General features: G+C 68.1%; 13 protein-coding genes and 1 pseudogene. 6 read left to right on the forward strand and 8 right to left on the reverse strand.

Annotated elements, in window-relative coordinates; translation table 11 throughout:
• The first annotated feature begins 145 nt into the window (after nt 1-145).
• Both ACFW2E_RS14540 and ACFW2E_RS14545 read left to right on the forward strand, forming a co-directional pair.
• Nucleotides 146-916, forward strand: a complete 771-nt coding sequence (locus tag ACFW2E_RS14540) for a group II truncated hemoglobin (protein WP_384466212.1) — start codon at nt 146-148, stop codon at nt 914-916.
• Between the two features lie 22 nt (nt 917-938).
• On the forward strand, nt 939-1,448 hold the full coding sequence (locus ACFW2E_RS14545) for a hypothetical protein (RefSeq protein ID WP_384466214.1): 510 nt from the start codon (nt 939-941) through the stop codon (nt 1,446-1,448).
• 51 nt (nt 1,449-1,499) lie between these two features.
• Here ACFW2E_RS14545 and ACFW2E_RS14550 read toward each other — a convergent pair whose 3' ends face one another.
• Nucleotides 1,500-2,396, reverse strand: coding sequence for a helix-turn-helix domain-containing protein (locus ACFW2E_RS14550; protein ID WP_384466216.1), 897 nt, complete (start codon nt 2,394-2,396; stop codon nt 1,500-1,502).
• A 171-nt stretch (nt 2,397-2,567) separates the two neighbouring features.
• Here ACFW2E_RS14550 and ACFW2E_RS14555 point away from each other — a divergent pair, with 171 nt between their 5' ends.
• Nucleotides 2,568-3,611, forward strand: coding sequence for an NAD(P)-dependent alcohol dehydrogenase (locus tag ACFW2E_RS14555; protein WP_384466218.1), 1,044 nt, complete (start codon nt 2,568-2,570; stop codon nt 3,609-3,611).
• 127 nt (nt 3,612-3,738) lie between these two features.
• On the forward strand, nt 3,739-4,122 hold the full coding sequence (locus ACFW2E_RS14560) for a VOC family protein (protein WP_384466220.1): 384 nt from the start codon (nt 3,739-3,741) through the stop codon (nt 4,120-4,122).
• A gap of 10 nt (nt 4,123-4,132) precedes the next feature.
• Here ACFW2E_RS14560 and ACFW2E_RS14565 read toward each other — a convergent pair whose 3' ends face one another.
• On the reverse strand, nt 4,133-4,870 hold the full coding sequence (locus tag ACFW2E_RS14565; RefSeq protein ID WP_384466222.1) for a cyanophycinase: 738 nt from the start codon (nt 4,868-4,870) through the stop codon (nt 4,133-4,135).
• A gap of 172 nt (nt 4,871-5,042) precedes the next feature.
• Between ACFW2E_RS14565 and ACFW2E_RS14570 the strand changes: the two genes are divergently transcribed.
• A complete protein-coding gene (locus tag ACFW2E_RS14570; protein WP_384466224.1) occupies nt 5,043-5,483 on the forward strand; it encodes a DUF6086 family protein in 441 nt (146 codons plus the stop codon).
• 717 nt (nt 5,484-6,200) lie between these two features.
• On the opposite strand, the gene ACFW2E_RS14575 is transcribed toward ACFW2E_RS14570, so the two are convergent.
• The 6 genes and pseudogenes from ACFW2E_RS14575 to ACFW2E_RS14600 all read right to left on the reverse strand — a co-directional run bounded on the left by ACFW2E_RS14575 (nt 6,201) and on the right by ACFW2E_RS14600 (nt 12,204).
• Nucleotides 6,201-8,231 (reverse strand): hypothetical protein, encoded by a 2,031-nt coding sequence (locus tag ACFW2E_RS14575; RefSeq protein ID WP_384466226.1) that lies wholly within the window; start codon nt 8,229-8,231, stop codon nt 6,201-6,203.
• 120 nt (nt 8,232-8,351) lie between these two features.
• Entirely contained in the window at nt 8,352-9,383 is a 1,032-nt protein-coding gene (locus tag ACFW2E_RS14580) for a hypothetical protein (RefSeq protein ID WP_384466228.1), read from the reverse strand.
• Nucleotides 9,380-9,844 (reverse strand): hypothetical protein, encoded by a 465-nt coding sequence (locus ACFW2E_RS14585; protein ID WP_384466230.1) that lies wholly within the window; start codon nt 9,842-9,844, stop codon nt 9,380-9,382. The genes ACFW2E_RS14580 and ACFW2E_RS14585 overlap by 4 nt, the downstream gene beginning before the upstream one ends.
• A 645-nt stretch (nt 9,845-10,489) precedes the next feature.
• The gene (locus ACFW2E_RS14590; RefSeq protein WP_384466232.1) at nt 10,490-10,804 is read right to left on the reverse strand and encodes a hypothetical protein; all 315 of its coding nucleotides are present in this window, start codon (nt 10,802-10,804) and stop codon (nt 10,490-10,492) included.
• 81 nt (nt 10,805-10,885) lie between these two features.
• Nucleotides 10,886-11,026 (reverse strand): annotated as a pseudogene (locus ACFW2E_RS14595) (DUF4291 family protein); the annotation flags it as partial.
• Between the two features lie 59 nt (nt 11,027-11,085).
• Nucleotides 11,086-12,204, reverse strand: coding sequence for a hypothetical protein (locus tag ACFW2E_RS14600; protein ID WP_384466234.1), 1,119 nt, complete (start codon nt 12,202-12,204; stop codon nt 11,086-11,088).
• Between the two features lie 175 nt (nt 12,205-12,379).
• Between ACFW2E_RS14600 and ACFW2E_RS14605 the strand changes: the two genes are divergently transcribed.
• Nucleotides 12,380-13,205: aminotransferase class I/II-fold pyridoxal phosphate-dependent enzyme (locus ACFW2E_RS14605; protein WP_384466236.1), on the forward strand; the 826-nt coding region annotated here is incomplete at its 3' end.

Below are 13,205 nucleotides of genomic sequence, written 5' to 3' on the forward strand. Positions count from 1 at the left end.
ACCCCAAAACAGACCTCAACACCAAAACACACCCCAACCCCGGACGCGGGCCCGCCGCGGCCGCGGGGGCCGCCGGCGCGGGCGGCACCCCCCCGCCCCCCCCAACCCCCCCCCCCGCGCGCCCCGTCCGTGTTTGTGTGCCTCCATGACGGCTCACACGATCGAATACATCCGGTATCGCATCCCCGAGCAGCAGTCGGCGGACTTCCTGGCCGCCTACACCCGCGCCGCGACGCAGCTCGCGGCGGCACCGCAGTGCGTGGACTATGAACTGACCCGGTGCGAGGAGGACCCGGAGCACCACGTCCTCCGGATCACCTGGACGTCCACGCAGGCCCATCTGGAGGGCTTCCGGAAGTCGGACCTCTTCCCCGCGTTCTTCGCCGAGATCCGCCCGTACGTCGAGAACATCGAGGAGATGCGCCACTACGAGCCCACGCCGGTCCACGGTACGGGCGCGGCGACCCCGACGCCGTACGCCTGGGCGGGCGGCGCGGAGGCCTTCTCCCGGCTGACCGAGGTCTTCTACGACAAGGTCCTCAAGGACGACCTCCTGGCCCCGCTCTTCGCCGACCTGGCCCCCGACCACGCCGCCCACGTGGCCCTGTGGCTCGGCGAGGTCTTCGGCGGTCCGGCCGGCTACTCGCAGACCCGGGGCGGCCACGGTCACATGGTCGCCAGACACTTCGGCAAGCACATCACCGAGCCGCAGCGCCGCCGCTGGGTGAACCTCATCCAGGACGCCGCCGACGACGCGGGCCTGCCGGCCGACGCGGAGTTCCGCTCGGCCTTCCTGGCCTACGTGGAGTGGGGCACGCGGCTGGCCGTGTACTTCTCCGGCCCGGACGCGAAGCCCCCGGCGGAGCAGCCGGTGCCGAAGTGGAACTGGGGGGCCGCACCGCCGTACCAGGGTTGACGGAGTGTCATAGGGTCACCCCGTGACCGTAGCCATAACCGCGATGATCACCGCCGTGTTCGGTGTCCTCGGCACCCTCCTCGCACCCATGCTCAGCCATCGGCTCGGCGCCCGGCAGCGCACCGAGGACGCCGAACGCGCGGAACGCAGGCTGCGCTTCGAGGAGCGGCGCGCGGCATACGTCGCCATGAACCGCGCCTCCCGGCAGTTCCACACACTCCTCAAGGACGCCCTGCACCGTATCCGCGACGGCGTCTACACCGACCAGGACCGTGACCAGCTGGAGGAGACCCGGCGCGAGTACCGGGACCACTACGCCGAGGCGCAGATGGTCGTACCCGAACACATCCTGGACGCCTCACGCGCGGTGAACCGGGTCCTCGCCGGGATCGACGCGACGGCGAAACGACTCGACCGGAACCTGGCCCGCGAGGGCGAGACCCCGCAGCGGGCCCTCCTCGACCTGAAGGAGGCGGAACCACTGCTGACCGCGATGCGCAGGGTCATGCGGGAGGACCTCGGGGTGGACTGAGCGCGGGGCGCCGCCGGCCCCTGGGGACGGTCGTTCGGGCTGCGGGTGCCGTCAGGCCGACGGAACGATTTTCGCCGCGTCCGTCCCCCAGCTGGCCAGCAGGCGCAGCCCCTCGGCCGACGGCGAGCCCGGCTCCGCGTGATAGGTGACCAGGGACTGGTCGCTGTCGTCCGGCATGCGGAACGACTCGAAGTGCAGGGACAACTCGCCCACCAGTGGGTGATGCAGCCGCTTGACCCCGTGGCTCTTCTCCTTGACGTCGTGCGTCGCCCACAGGCGGCGGAAGTCCGCGCTCTTCACGGACAGCTCCCCGACCAGGGCGGACAGCCGCGGATCGTCGGGGTAGCAGCCGGCGTCCATCCGCAGCGCGCAGACGATGTCGATCGCCTTCTGCTCCCAGTCGACGAAGAGATCACGGTAGTCGGGGTGCAGGAACACCAGTCGCGCCCAGTTGCGTTCAGCGACCGGCAGTTGCTCCCAGTCACCGAAGAGGGCCGCCGTCATCCGGTTCCACGCCAGGATCTCCGACCGCCGCCCCACCACATAGGCCGGCACGCCGTCCATCGTGTCCAGCAGCTGCCGCAGCGCGCCGCGCACCTGCTGCGGGCGCGCCGAGGCCTTCTTCTTGTGCTGCTTCCCCTTGGCGAGATGGGTCAGATGCGCGTGCTCGGCGTCCGTCAGCCGCAGCGCGCGGGCTATCGAGTCCAGCACCTCCGCCGACACGTTCCGCCCGTTTCCCTGCTCCAGCCGCGTGTAGTACGCCACGGACACCCCGGCCAGCTGAGCCAGCTCCTCGCGGCGCAGCCCGGGCACCCTGCGGTGCCGCCCGAAGTCCGGCAGTCCTACGTCCTCCGGCTTCAGCCGGGCCCGCCTGCTGCGCAGGAACTCGCTGAGCTCGGCACGCCGGTCCAGCGGCCGGGCGGGGGCGGATTCGGGCAGTTCATCCATACCTCCAGTATTCATGGTCGTACGCAGGGGAACCTGACCCCGCCAGTGGTAGGACCGGCGGACGTACGCAGAGGCGTGGACTGGGTGATGCATCCGCGAGTGAGGCAGGGTGGAGAGGTGCCCGGCGGGAAGGCAGCCGGACACCTGACCCCCCTCTAGGAGAACCCCGCCATGACCACTGTTGCTGCGTATGCCGCGCCCGCCGCGAAGGCCCCGTTGGAGCGGACCACGATCGAGCGGCGCCCGGTCGGCGAGTTCGACGTCCTGATCGACATCAAGTTCGCCGGCATCTGCCACTCCGACATCCACCAGGCCCGCGAGGGCTGGGGCACGGCTATCTTCCCGATGGTGCCCGGCCACGAGATCGCCGGTGTCGTCTCCGAGGTCGGTTCCGGTGTCACGAAATTCCAGGTCGGCGACCGTGTGGGCGTCGGCTGCATGGTCGACTCCTGCCGCGAGTGCGACAACTGCAGGGCAGGCCTGCAGCAGTACTGCTCCAAGGGCGGCCCGACCTGGACGTACAACGCCGTGGGCAAGGACGGCGAGCCCACCTACGGCGGTTACTCGCACAAGATCGTCGTCGACGAGAACTTCGTCGTGCGCATTCCCGACGGTCTCTCCCTCGACGTGGCCGCGCCCCTGCTCTGCGCGGGCATCACCACGTACTCCCCGCTCCGGCACTGGAACACCGGCCCCGGCAAGAAGGTCGCCGTCGTGGGCCTCGGCGGCCTCGGCCACATGGGCGTCAAGATCGCGCACGCGCTCGGCGCGGAGGTCACCGTCCTCTCCCAGTCCCTGCGCAAGAAGGACGACGGTCTGCGGCTGGGCGCCGACCACTACTACGCCACCGGCGACCCGAAGACCTTCGAGAACCTCAAGGGCACCTTCGACCTGATCCTCAACACGGTCTCCGCGCCGCTCGACTTCGACGCCTACCTGTCGCTGCTGCGCACGGACGGCGCCATGGTCAACCTGGGCATCCCCGAGGAGCCGGTCCACATCCGGCTCTCCTCGGTGTTCGGCAACCGCCGCAGCCTGAGCAGCTCCGGCATCGGCGGCATCCCGGAGACCCAGGAGATGCTCGACTTCTGCGCCGAGCACAGCCTGGGCGCGGAGATCGAGCTGATCGGCGCCGACCGGATCAACGAGGCGTACGAGCGGGTGGTGGCGAGTGACGTCCGGTACCGGTTCGTGATCGACACCGCGACGATCTGACCGCCTGTCCGGCGCAGCCGCCGTGCCGCCGCGGCCGGTGGCACGGCGGGCGCGCCGTCCTCCTCCCGGTGCCCGGTGTTTCCGGCCCGGCAGCCACGGCAAGTACGGCCACGAGGAGGTCCCCACGATGACCGTGCAGCTGAACCACACCATCGTCGCCGCGCACGACAGCCACGCCTCGGCCCGGTTCCTCGCCGGTGTCCTCGGACTCGAAGTGGGCCCGGACTACGGCCCGTTCGTACCCGTCGAGATACCGAACGGCGTGACGCTTGACTACATGGAGACGACCGAGACCATCACCCCGCAGCACTATGCCTTCCTGGTCTCCGAGGACGACTTCGACGCGATCTTCGCCCGCATCCGGGAGGCCGGCCTCACCTACTGGGCGGACCCGCACCACCACCGCCCCGGCGAGATCAACACGAACGACGGCGGCCGCGGGACGTACTTCGACGACCCCGACGGCCACCGGCTGGAGATCCTCACCCGGCCGTACGGGAGCGGGAGCTGAGCCGCCGGACTCAGCGCAGGGGGACGGACTCGCCGGCCCGGTAGGACTTCACGACCACGCCGCCGTCACCGCCGCCGTCGCGGTCCGCCGGGCGTAGGGCATGGGCGCGCCCGAGCCCCGAGACCCGGGCGTGTCCGCCGGCGTCCACCTCGACCAGCGTGTTCTCGTCGATGGCGACGCCGTACGGGACGTACCCGCGGGCGACGGCCGCGACGAGCCGCGGCAGCGTCCCCCACTGCGCCGCGTGCACGTCGACCCCGAAGGGCACGAGCCCCAGCCCCGGCCGTACGTCGATCTCCGCGAGGTCCTCCGCGGTGTCCTCCGGGCACACCGGAACCCCGTCCAGGAGCCACCCGCCGACCACGGCGTGCCGCCCGGCGACGGCGGCCCCCGCCGAGAACCCGGCGTACGGCACACCGCGCTCGGCCAGCAGCCGCGGCAGCTCTTCGAGACACCCCGCGAACGCCTCCTGGTACGCGGGCGTCAGCCCGCCGCACACCAGCACCCCGTCGACCTCCGCCGCCGACTCCGGCGCGAACCGCCCGCCGAGCGGTACGAGCAGCGGCACGGGAGTGCAGTCGCCCGCCTTCCGCAGCGCGTCCTCGTACCGGGCGAACTGCTCCTGGCCGTCACCCTCGTCCAGCACCACGCACCCGATGCGCGGAGCGTCCCCGGCAGCGCTCAGGAAAGGCTCGTAGAGCTCGGCGGCGGCCCATCCGCCACCTATCAGAAACGCAGGGCTGCCCATCCCGGCTCCTCCTGTGCGGTGAGCGGCGAATGTACGAGGGCGGGGACGGGACCGTCGACCGGATTACCGGGGACGGGACCGTCACGCCCCTCGTACCGGGACGGAAAACCCGGCGACGGCGATGATCCGGCTGGCTAGGCTGCCGAGTCGTGATCAGCTGAAGGGTGCCGTGATGAGCCAGTACTTCGACATGGGCGACGAGACCCTGTGGAACCCGTCCAACGGTGCTTCCCGACTGTTCCAGCGACAAGTGGCGGCCTTCGAGGCGGAGTTGGGGATTCCGTCGGGCATCGGGCCGATGGAGAACGACGAGTGCCAGATCGACCCGGTCGTCTTCGGGACCTTCGCGGACGCCCTGCTGGCGCAGCACCGCCGAACGAGCCACGCCGTGATGCTGGCGCTCTCCGAGGGCTTCACCACCGCGGTGCTGGTCCTCGCGGAGCGCGCCGGCACCAGGATCGACTGGGCGCGGCTCGAAGCGCCCCCGGAGGGCCCGCTCGCAGACGTGCAGGTCCCCGCGGCCGCCGGCATGTCCGTCCCGGCGGAAGGCGGAGCCTGGGGCGCGGCACTCCGGGAGAAGGCACGGGAGCTGGGACGACGCATGCCTCGCTGACCTGTGCCCGCCCGAAGGCAGGTCACCACCCCCGTGGCAACGTGGCCGGTCTCCGCAGCCACCACCACCGCGCCTCACGGCCTGCCGCGAGCGGCCGCCAACAGGGAGCCTCTGCCATATCGGGAGGCAGGAGACGACGCCGTACACGGGTGCCAGAACGGGGCCGCCGTCTGCTCGCCGGGAGAGCCGCTCAGGTGATCCACCGGGCCGGACGGTGTGCTCGTCTTCAGGTGGGCGGGAATGCGACGGTGGCGATCAGGGTGAGGGCATCGGTGAGGGCCATGGAGGCATCGGGCCGCACAGCGATGTGGGCCACGTCTTGCCATCAAAAGTACCCAGCGTGACATAATCCTCCAAGGTCTTGTGTTGGTAGATGACGGAATTAGAGTTTTCGCTTACTGCTTCCAAGAATGAATCACTGGTCGTGTCGATGTGTCCGTTTTTCTTTGGGACGTGACTGAAGTCGCTTTGTGGGAGCAGGTGGTGGTTCAGGAAGCAAGTTCCGATCGCTATGTACAGTTGATCCCTCCGAAACCCCACCTGACCTGCGGAAAGGGTCTGGCTGGGCTTTGGCTTGGGCTTCGGAGGTGTGTGGCTGCAGCCGGTGGCGCCTGTCGCGAGCATGAGCGATATGGCAATGACTGCGGCGGCGGCAGTGTTTCGATGTTCAAAAATTCGCATCCGATTCACCCTTGATGTTTCTTCCAGTCATCAGCATCATTCGCCAGTTGAAATCTGCTGCACAGCCTGGTTCGTGAGGCTGGTGAAGATTTGGCCCGGTCCGTACCGATTTTGAAGCGCCTTGAGTTGCGGATTGTGATCGGATTGGGTGTCCAGTTGCGTTTCCACCCAGTCGGGGTCAATCGGCGTCCCCTCCGGAGGTGCCTTGATGACACCGTTGTGTACAAGGCTCATTGCCATCGGGTACCAGACCGACTTCTTGTCTTTGAAGAACGCGTCATTCCCGTCCTGTATTGCCTGAGCCGCGTGGCCGGTATTGAACTTGCTCGCTACTATAGGCTGGGAGGTTGCGTCAAGGAGTGCGGTTGTGTTGACAGCTGCGCTGACGATTGCTTTCGCGGCTCCCGCCTCGGGGATCGGGATGAATCCGAGGGCGGCCCATGCGCCGCCTTGCAGGACGGCATCTGCCTGTGCGTCGGCGGCGGCCTGTATGTCTTTCTGCTGCGCGTCGCTGAATTTTAGTGTGTTTTCGGTTCTCTGTACCCATCCGATCAGCGCTGAGGTCTGTTGCATCGGCTTGAGGTCTCCGGTCTTCGTGGCGAAGGCTGTTGTGGTGCCGAGGTCCATCGAGACGCCCGCCTTGAACGCCGAGCAGGCCTTTTGGTCGTTATAGAAAGCCTGCCCCAGCACGTTAGTCAGTGCAGAACCTGTCAGCCATACCTGCCAGGGCATCTTCGAGTCCCCTCCATGCTGCGTAGCTAGGGAGAGGTCCGAATTATGGGGCGTTAGCGAAGAATACGCAAAATCGTGACGGTATCGGTTCACTATGTTATTGAGCGCGGCATGGATCGGAGCCGGTTCGACGAAGGCCTTGTCGCCTGTCGCGGATGGCAGACTGTCGGCGAGGTTGGCGAAGGCTTGAGCCGCCTTTTGGGAGTCGGGCCCGACGCCTCTCGGTGCGGTAGTGGCGGTAATCATCAACTTCGCTGCCGCACCGGAGTTGTCGATCGCCGGAATGGACCACGGAGCCTGCCCGCCGAACCGAGCCTCCGTGTAGGCAGTGCCGTGGCCGCCGTGAGCGCCGGCGATCTGCCACTGGTCCTGAGCCTCGATGATCTTTGCGTAGCGGGCGCCGTCGGCCCCGCCGAGGATGTCACGGGCGGCGGCCCCGTTCTGGGCTGCCGCGCTCAGCACCGCGGACGAGGCACTGAACTCCGCTTCGAGCTTCTGCACGGTCCGATCGTGCTGTTCATCATCGTTCATCGACAGCTTCGGCACGGCCATTCCGGGGTCGTGGAGGTGGTCCAGCACGGTGCGCGACATGTCCGCCATCACCGTCGAGTCCCACTTGCTCCCGGGCGGGCCGTACTTGAACAGCATGGACGCCGACCACAGTTCGCTGTTCGGCGGTGAGGTGAGCTGGGTCAGGTAGCGCGACGAATCGCCCGGAAGCTTGCCGCTCACCGCGAGCCGGCTCATCTGCTGAGCAGCCGCTCCGTACTCTTCGAGCAGCTTCTCCGAGTCGGCACTGAGGACAACCGTGCCGTCGTGCGCGCTGTCTTCCGTGTGCAGCGCCCCTGCGACACCCGCCGCGTCGCCAAGCCCGCCGGCGACGGTGAACGCGGACATGTACGCCGCATCGTCCTTGTGGTCGGCGAGCGACTGGACGACATCGGCCATGATCTTCCGCGATGTGGGGTCCTTCGGATTGCTGATCGCGTTGTGCAGGTCGGCGGCTTCCTGCCGCGCTTCCTTGGCCGTGTCGATGTCCTTGGTGTCCCACGGGACCGTAACCCAGGACTCGTGACCCGGACTGGACAGAACCGGGCCGCCGTGCCTTTGATCGAGGAGGTTCTTCGCCAGATCAGCGCGCAGGGCCATGCCGTGTGCGTCGTCGGCCACTTGGGCCACCTGACGCACGAGGGCGCTCTGGTCCAGCGTTCCGCCCCACTCCGAGAAGTTGCTCTTGATCGTCGGAGTCTCCCTGGCCAGGGTCTCGGCCAGTTTCTTCAGCGCCTGAGCCAACTGCCACACACGCTGCGGGTCCACCCCCGCGAACTCACTCATTCTTCCCCCAGTAAAAGAACTCTGACACGCTGTAGTCGGTCCGTTGCAGCAGAAGGCACTGCCGTGTGACTGAACTCAGGGAATGCCGTCCCTAACCCCAATACCAGCCGGTATTTGGGTCTAGCGGTTGACGGCTTGGATCTCCTGCACGGCGACATCCTGCGTCGCCCCGAACGTCCCGTCCGGCAGCCTGTTGCCCGTGCCGTCGCTGCCCTTCCAGTGAATCTGCCACGTGATGGTGGCCCTCAGCGGGAAGGTGCCATTGCCGGAGGAGCGCAGGTACTTCACTCCGCAGGGCGGTGTTTCGTTGGCCTTGCCCTGTGCGTAGGGCTCACCGATGCGGCCGCCGGTGATGTCGCACACACCGGGGGCGGGGTAGGACTCGGCGTCCGAGGTGCCGGGGCCGATCTTCAGCGAGACCGGTTCGGCGGTGGTCGTGGCGTAGATGCCGAGCACCGGGACCGACGCGGTTACCGAGACCGGCCTGAACTGCGCACCGTCCAGCCAGGCCCAGGTGGGAAGGTTGACCTTCGTCCCGTTCGCCGGCGCGAGGGCCACCTTCGGGCCGGGCACACGGATCTGGTTGTAGGCGAGTTCGGCGAGGATCTGCGGGGTAACAGCCTGGGGGATGTCGGCGGGCGGGGCGGTGTTGTCGTCCACCCAGAAGATCGGTCTGGTGCAGTCGAGGGCACCGGGGTCGTCCTCGCGGCCCGGCATGACGTACGAGTCCCACCAGTAGCCCTTACCGGCCTTGTCCTTGTTGAAGTCCTTGTACGGATGCCCGTTGACGTATCTGTCGCGTTGTGTGGCATCCCACTGGTAGCCCGTTGAATCGACCGCCCAGACGGGCTCCAGGTACGCCTTCAGCTGGGCGGGCGTGTACTTGGGCGCGTAGTAGCAGGCCGGCGGCGTCCAAGTGGTCATCGAGGTGACGGGGCCGGTGGACTGGCCGGAACCGTTCTTGGAAAGGTCGTAGACGACGGCGCCCGCCGTCGCGGAGATGGTGCCGTTCTTGTTCGAATTCCCTGAAGGGCCTGTGGGCTGGGCGCCTTGCCCTTCACCCGGACCATAGGCCACAGCAGTGCCCGGCAACAGCGTGACACTCGCGGCAACAAGCGCGATGAGCCCCAGGGCCCAGCCGCGTCCGCTCATGCGGTGCATGCCGCGTCCCCCCGCTTGGAGATCAGGTTGGTCGTCTGCCACACGTCCTGCCCGTTCTTCTCGAGGCGAGTGTTGTACAGGACGTACGGGCTCTCCTTGGAGGGCGTCCTGTCGACCTTGTTGGTCTTGCGGTTCTTGTTGAATCCCTTGCTCTCATCGGAGCAGTAGACGACTGACGCGGTGGCGTCGCCTGACAGGGTGACCTTGGGTGCGTAGTAGCGAGTGGTCCCCGTGAAGGAGAGGTTGGCCTTCAGATAGGCCTGCACCCAAGCCACCGCGTCGTTCAACGCCTTGTCCCGGTAGTAGAACGAGAGCCCAGGAGCGTTCGTGTCGCCGCGCAGAATGGCATCGTTCGTCGCGTCGATGCGTCCGGCCGTGTCCGCCAGGACCGCGTCCTTGGCCGCGTCGCCCGTCTTCCAGTTCTGGTACACGTCCTTGACGTCCGACGGCAACTCGATCCTGGGACGACCCGCATCCGCAGACGCCGAAGCGCTCGGCGAAGCCGGCGCCGAGTTGCCCGTGTCTGCGCCCGCGATCTTGTCTTCGCTCTTCGAACCGCCCCCTCCGCCGCAACCAGCAAGGAGGACTGCGGCTGTTGAACCAGCAAGGGCTGTGGCGAGCAGGCGGGGGCGGCGAGTCACGGCTGGCTCCTGATGGGGCAGTTGGGGACTGAGAAGCAGCCGATACGGTATCGGGGTCGACGGCAGCTATACCAGAGCAAATTGCGCCCCCGTCGCCGCAAAGCGGGCAAAGGGGAGCGGGATCCAGTCAAGCTCTGGAACAGAACCGTCCATTGGGTGACGAGGGCAACAGGCAAGCGGGCCCCTCATTGGCCTCCGCAAAGTTTTCCGTCACGGCACAGGGACGTCCACCAAGGTCAAATACGTCCCCGTCCCAACCGGTGGGCGAAGCCGGACGCGGACAACTGAGACGCCCGTTCGTCGCCGAGTTGTATCGGCACGCTCTCGACGGCCGACTGGCCTGAAAAACTGGTTGGCTGGCCGCCAGACGATGACGGACCCCGCCAGTGGGGCAAGTCTCCAGCGATGCGACTACATCTACCGCGCCGACGGCCAGCTCATGAGGAAGGCTTTTTGTCAGCTGAGCCGACTCTGAGCTGGCACCACATGCGGCTCACCCGGGTGGGCGACGAGCGCATTGTCCAACTCCTGCCACGCGGTCCGGCACCCGTCGACTTCGACGATCCGCAGACGGCGGAAGAGGGCGTCGCCAGTGCTGGCGCCGACCCCGCTGACGTAGACGGCGAGCCGGTGGAGGTCGGGTTTGAAGTGGTGGGCCAGCCGTGGTTGCCAGGGCCAGCATGTCGTACTGCTTGGCCAGGACCTCGTGGTCCAGGAGATCCAGGCCGTCAACCGGTAGACCACGGAACGGGGGGAAGCGATGAGCGACATCTGCGTCGACGTCGATGTACTCGACCAAGCGGCCCGCGTCCACTCAAACGGAAGGAGTCTGTGAACGCGGCTTGGTCACCCCGTCATCCTGTCCCGCCTCGACGCGGCCGGGAAACGGCCCTCGTGGGCCGCGGGCAGGCCGATCTCCGGGGAGTACGCCTGGTGGACGGTGACCGTGGACTCCGAATGGACCGCACGGATCCGGTGTCGTGGTTCTTCCATGGCCTACAGCGTGGGTCGGCCGGTTCGGGAGGCCACTGGTTTTCCTGCCGCGGGGCAGGTCAGCTGAGCAGCGTCGCCGGGCTGCCGCCGTTCGCCTCGTAGCCCGCCACCGCCAGGGCGCGGTAGACGGCGAACTCCGCCGCAGGGTCGGGGGAGAGGGTCCAGGGCAGGGCGCCCACGTGGCCGTCGATGTGTATCAGCTGGTCCATGGCCTCGGCCCAGCGCTCGGCGCGGACCAGGAAGAAGACCAGCAGATGGCGGACGTGCGCGGACATCGGGTCGTCGGGGCGGGCCGCGTGCACCGCGTGCAGCGCGCCGTGCACGGCCTTGGTCACGACCTCGCTCCGGTAGAAGCTGTTGACCAGGTTCACCTCGGGCAGGTGCTCGAAGACCGCGAAGAGGGGCATCGCGGCGAGCAGGGACCCCCGGGGCGCACGCGCCGCCGCGGCCTCCGCGAACGAGTACGCCAGCTCGCGCGAGCCGTGCCACTTCTCGCACCAGTAGTGCAGGGCCGCGAGATGGGCGCCCATGTGGGCCGGGGCCCGGTCCAGGATCTTCAGCCACAGCTCCTCGAACTCCCGCTGCGGATAGGCCAGCCCGCGTGCCGCCGACAGCTCGACGATGTACGGGACCGGGTCGCCGGGAGCGAGCAGCGCGGCCTGCCCGCAGGCGTCCCTGGCCTCCTCCATGATGATGCGGAACTCGTCCGTGCCCGGAGTCGACGTGCGCCACGCCTGCTGCACCAGGAACTCAGCGTGCACGGCCGCGCCGCCCGCGTCCTTGGGCTGCTCGGCCCGCCACACCCGCAGCCACTGCCCGCCCGGCGTCTCGCTGACCCCGCCGGGCCGCTGCTGAAGTTCCAGCGCCGCCGCGCCGGCGAAGGCCTGCACGCGCTGCCAGCGCAGCTCGCCTTCCGCCTCCGTGCCGGCCAGCAGCTGGGAGGCCGCGCGGTAGTCCTGGGTGCGCTGGACCAGGTCCAGGACGTCCAGCAGATCCTGGTCGGGGCCGGGCATCCGGATGTCCAGCTCCTCCTCGCGCGCGAAGCCGTAGTTCGCCGGGTCCGCGGCGTCCGGGTGGTCCGGCGAGACCCGCTCGATCATCCCGCGCCTGCGCCGCATGACCGGGAGCAGAGCGAAGCTCAGCATGACCAGCGCGATCAGGACCCAGAGAATTTCCATGGCTCAAGCGAACCAGACACCGCCGACAATTGGCCAACCCGCCCGGCCGCCCCGTGGAAAACCCTCCGGCAGGGCCCGCCGCGCGCACCGTCCCGCAGGGGGAAAACCCTTGCTTCCACCGGTGCGCGACCCGCCGTCCGGCACCAGCCCCGCGAGCGCACTACGCTCGGTGCTCATGAGCGACAGGCACATCAGTCAGCACTTCGAGACCCTCGCGATCCATGCGGGCAACACCGCCGACCCCCTGACCGGCGCGGTCGTCCCGCCGATCTACCAGGTCTCGACCTACAAGCAGGACGGCGTGGGCGGCCTGCGCGGCGGCTACGAGTACAGCCGTAGCGCCAACCCGACCAGGACCGCCCTGGAAGAGAACCTCGCCGCGCTGGAGGGCGGCCGTCGCGGCCTCGCGTTCGCGTCCGGTCTGGCGGCCGAGGACACCCTGTTGCGTACGCTGCTCAGCCCCGGCGACCACGTGGTCATCCCGAACGACGCGTACGGCGGCACGTTCCGTCTCTTCGCCAAGGTCGTGTCCCGGTGGGGCGTGGAGTGGTCCGTCGCCGACACCAGCGACCCTGCGGCCGTCCGGGCAGCCATCACGCCGAAGACCAAGGCCGTCTGGGTGGAGACACCCTCCAACCCGCTGCTCGGCATCACCGACGTCGCCGCCGTCGCCCAGATCGCCCACGACGCGGGCGCGCGGCTCGTCGTCGACAACACCTTCGCCACGCCGTACCTCCAGCAGCCGCTCTCACTCGGCGCGGACGTCGTCGTGCACTCCCTGACGAAGTACATGGGCGGTCACTCGGACGTGGTCGGCGGCGCGCTGATCGTGTCCGACCAGGCGCTGGGCGAGGAGCTGGCGTACCACCAGAACGCGATGGGCGCGGTCGCCGGCCCCTTCGACTCGTGGCTGGTGCTGCGCGGCACCAAGACGCTCGCTTTCTCTTATAAACAAAAACGAGCCCACGATAAATGTAAAAAAAGAGTTTTGTGGGGTGGGG

The organism is Streptomyces sp. NPDC058964, assembly GCF_042741275.1.
Taxonomy (GTDB): domain Bacteria; phylum Actinomycetota; class Actinomycetes; order Streptomycetales; family Streptomycetaceae; genus Streptomyces.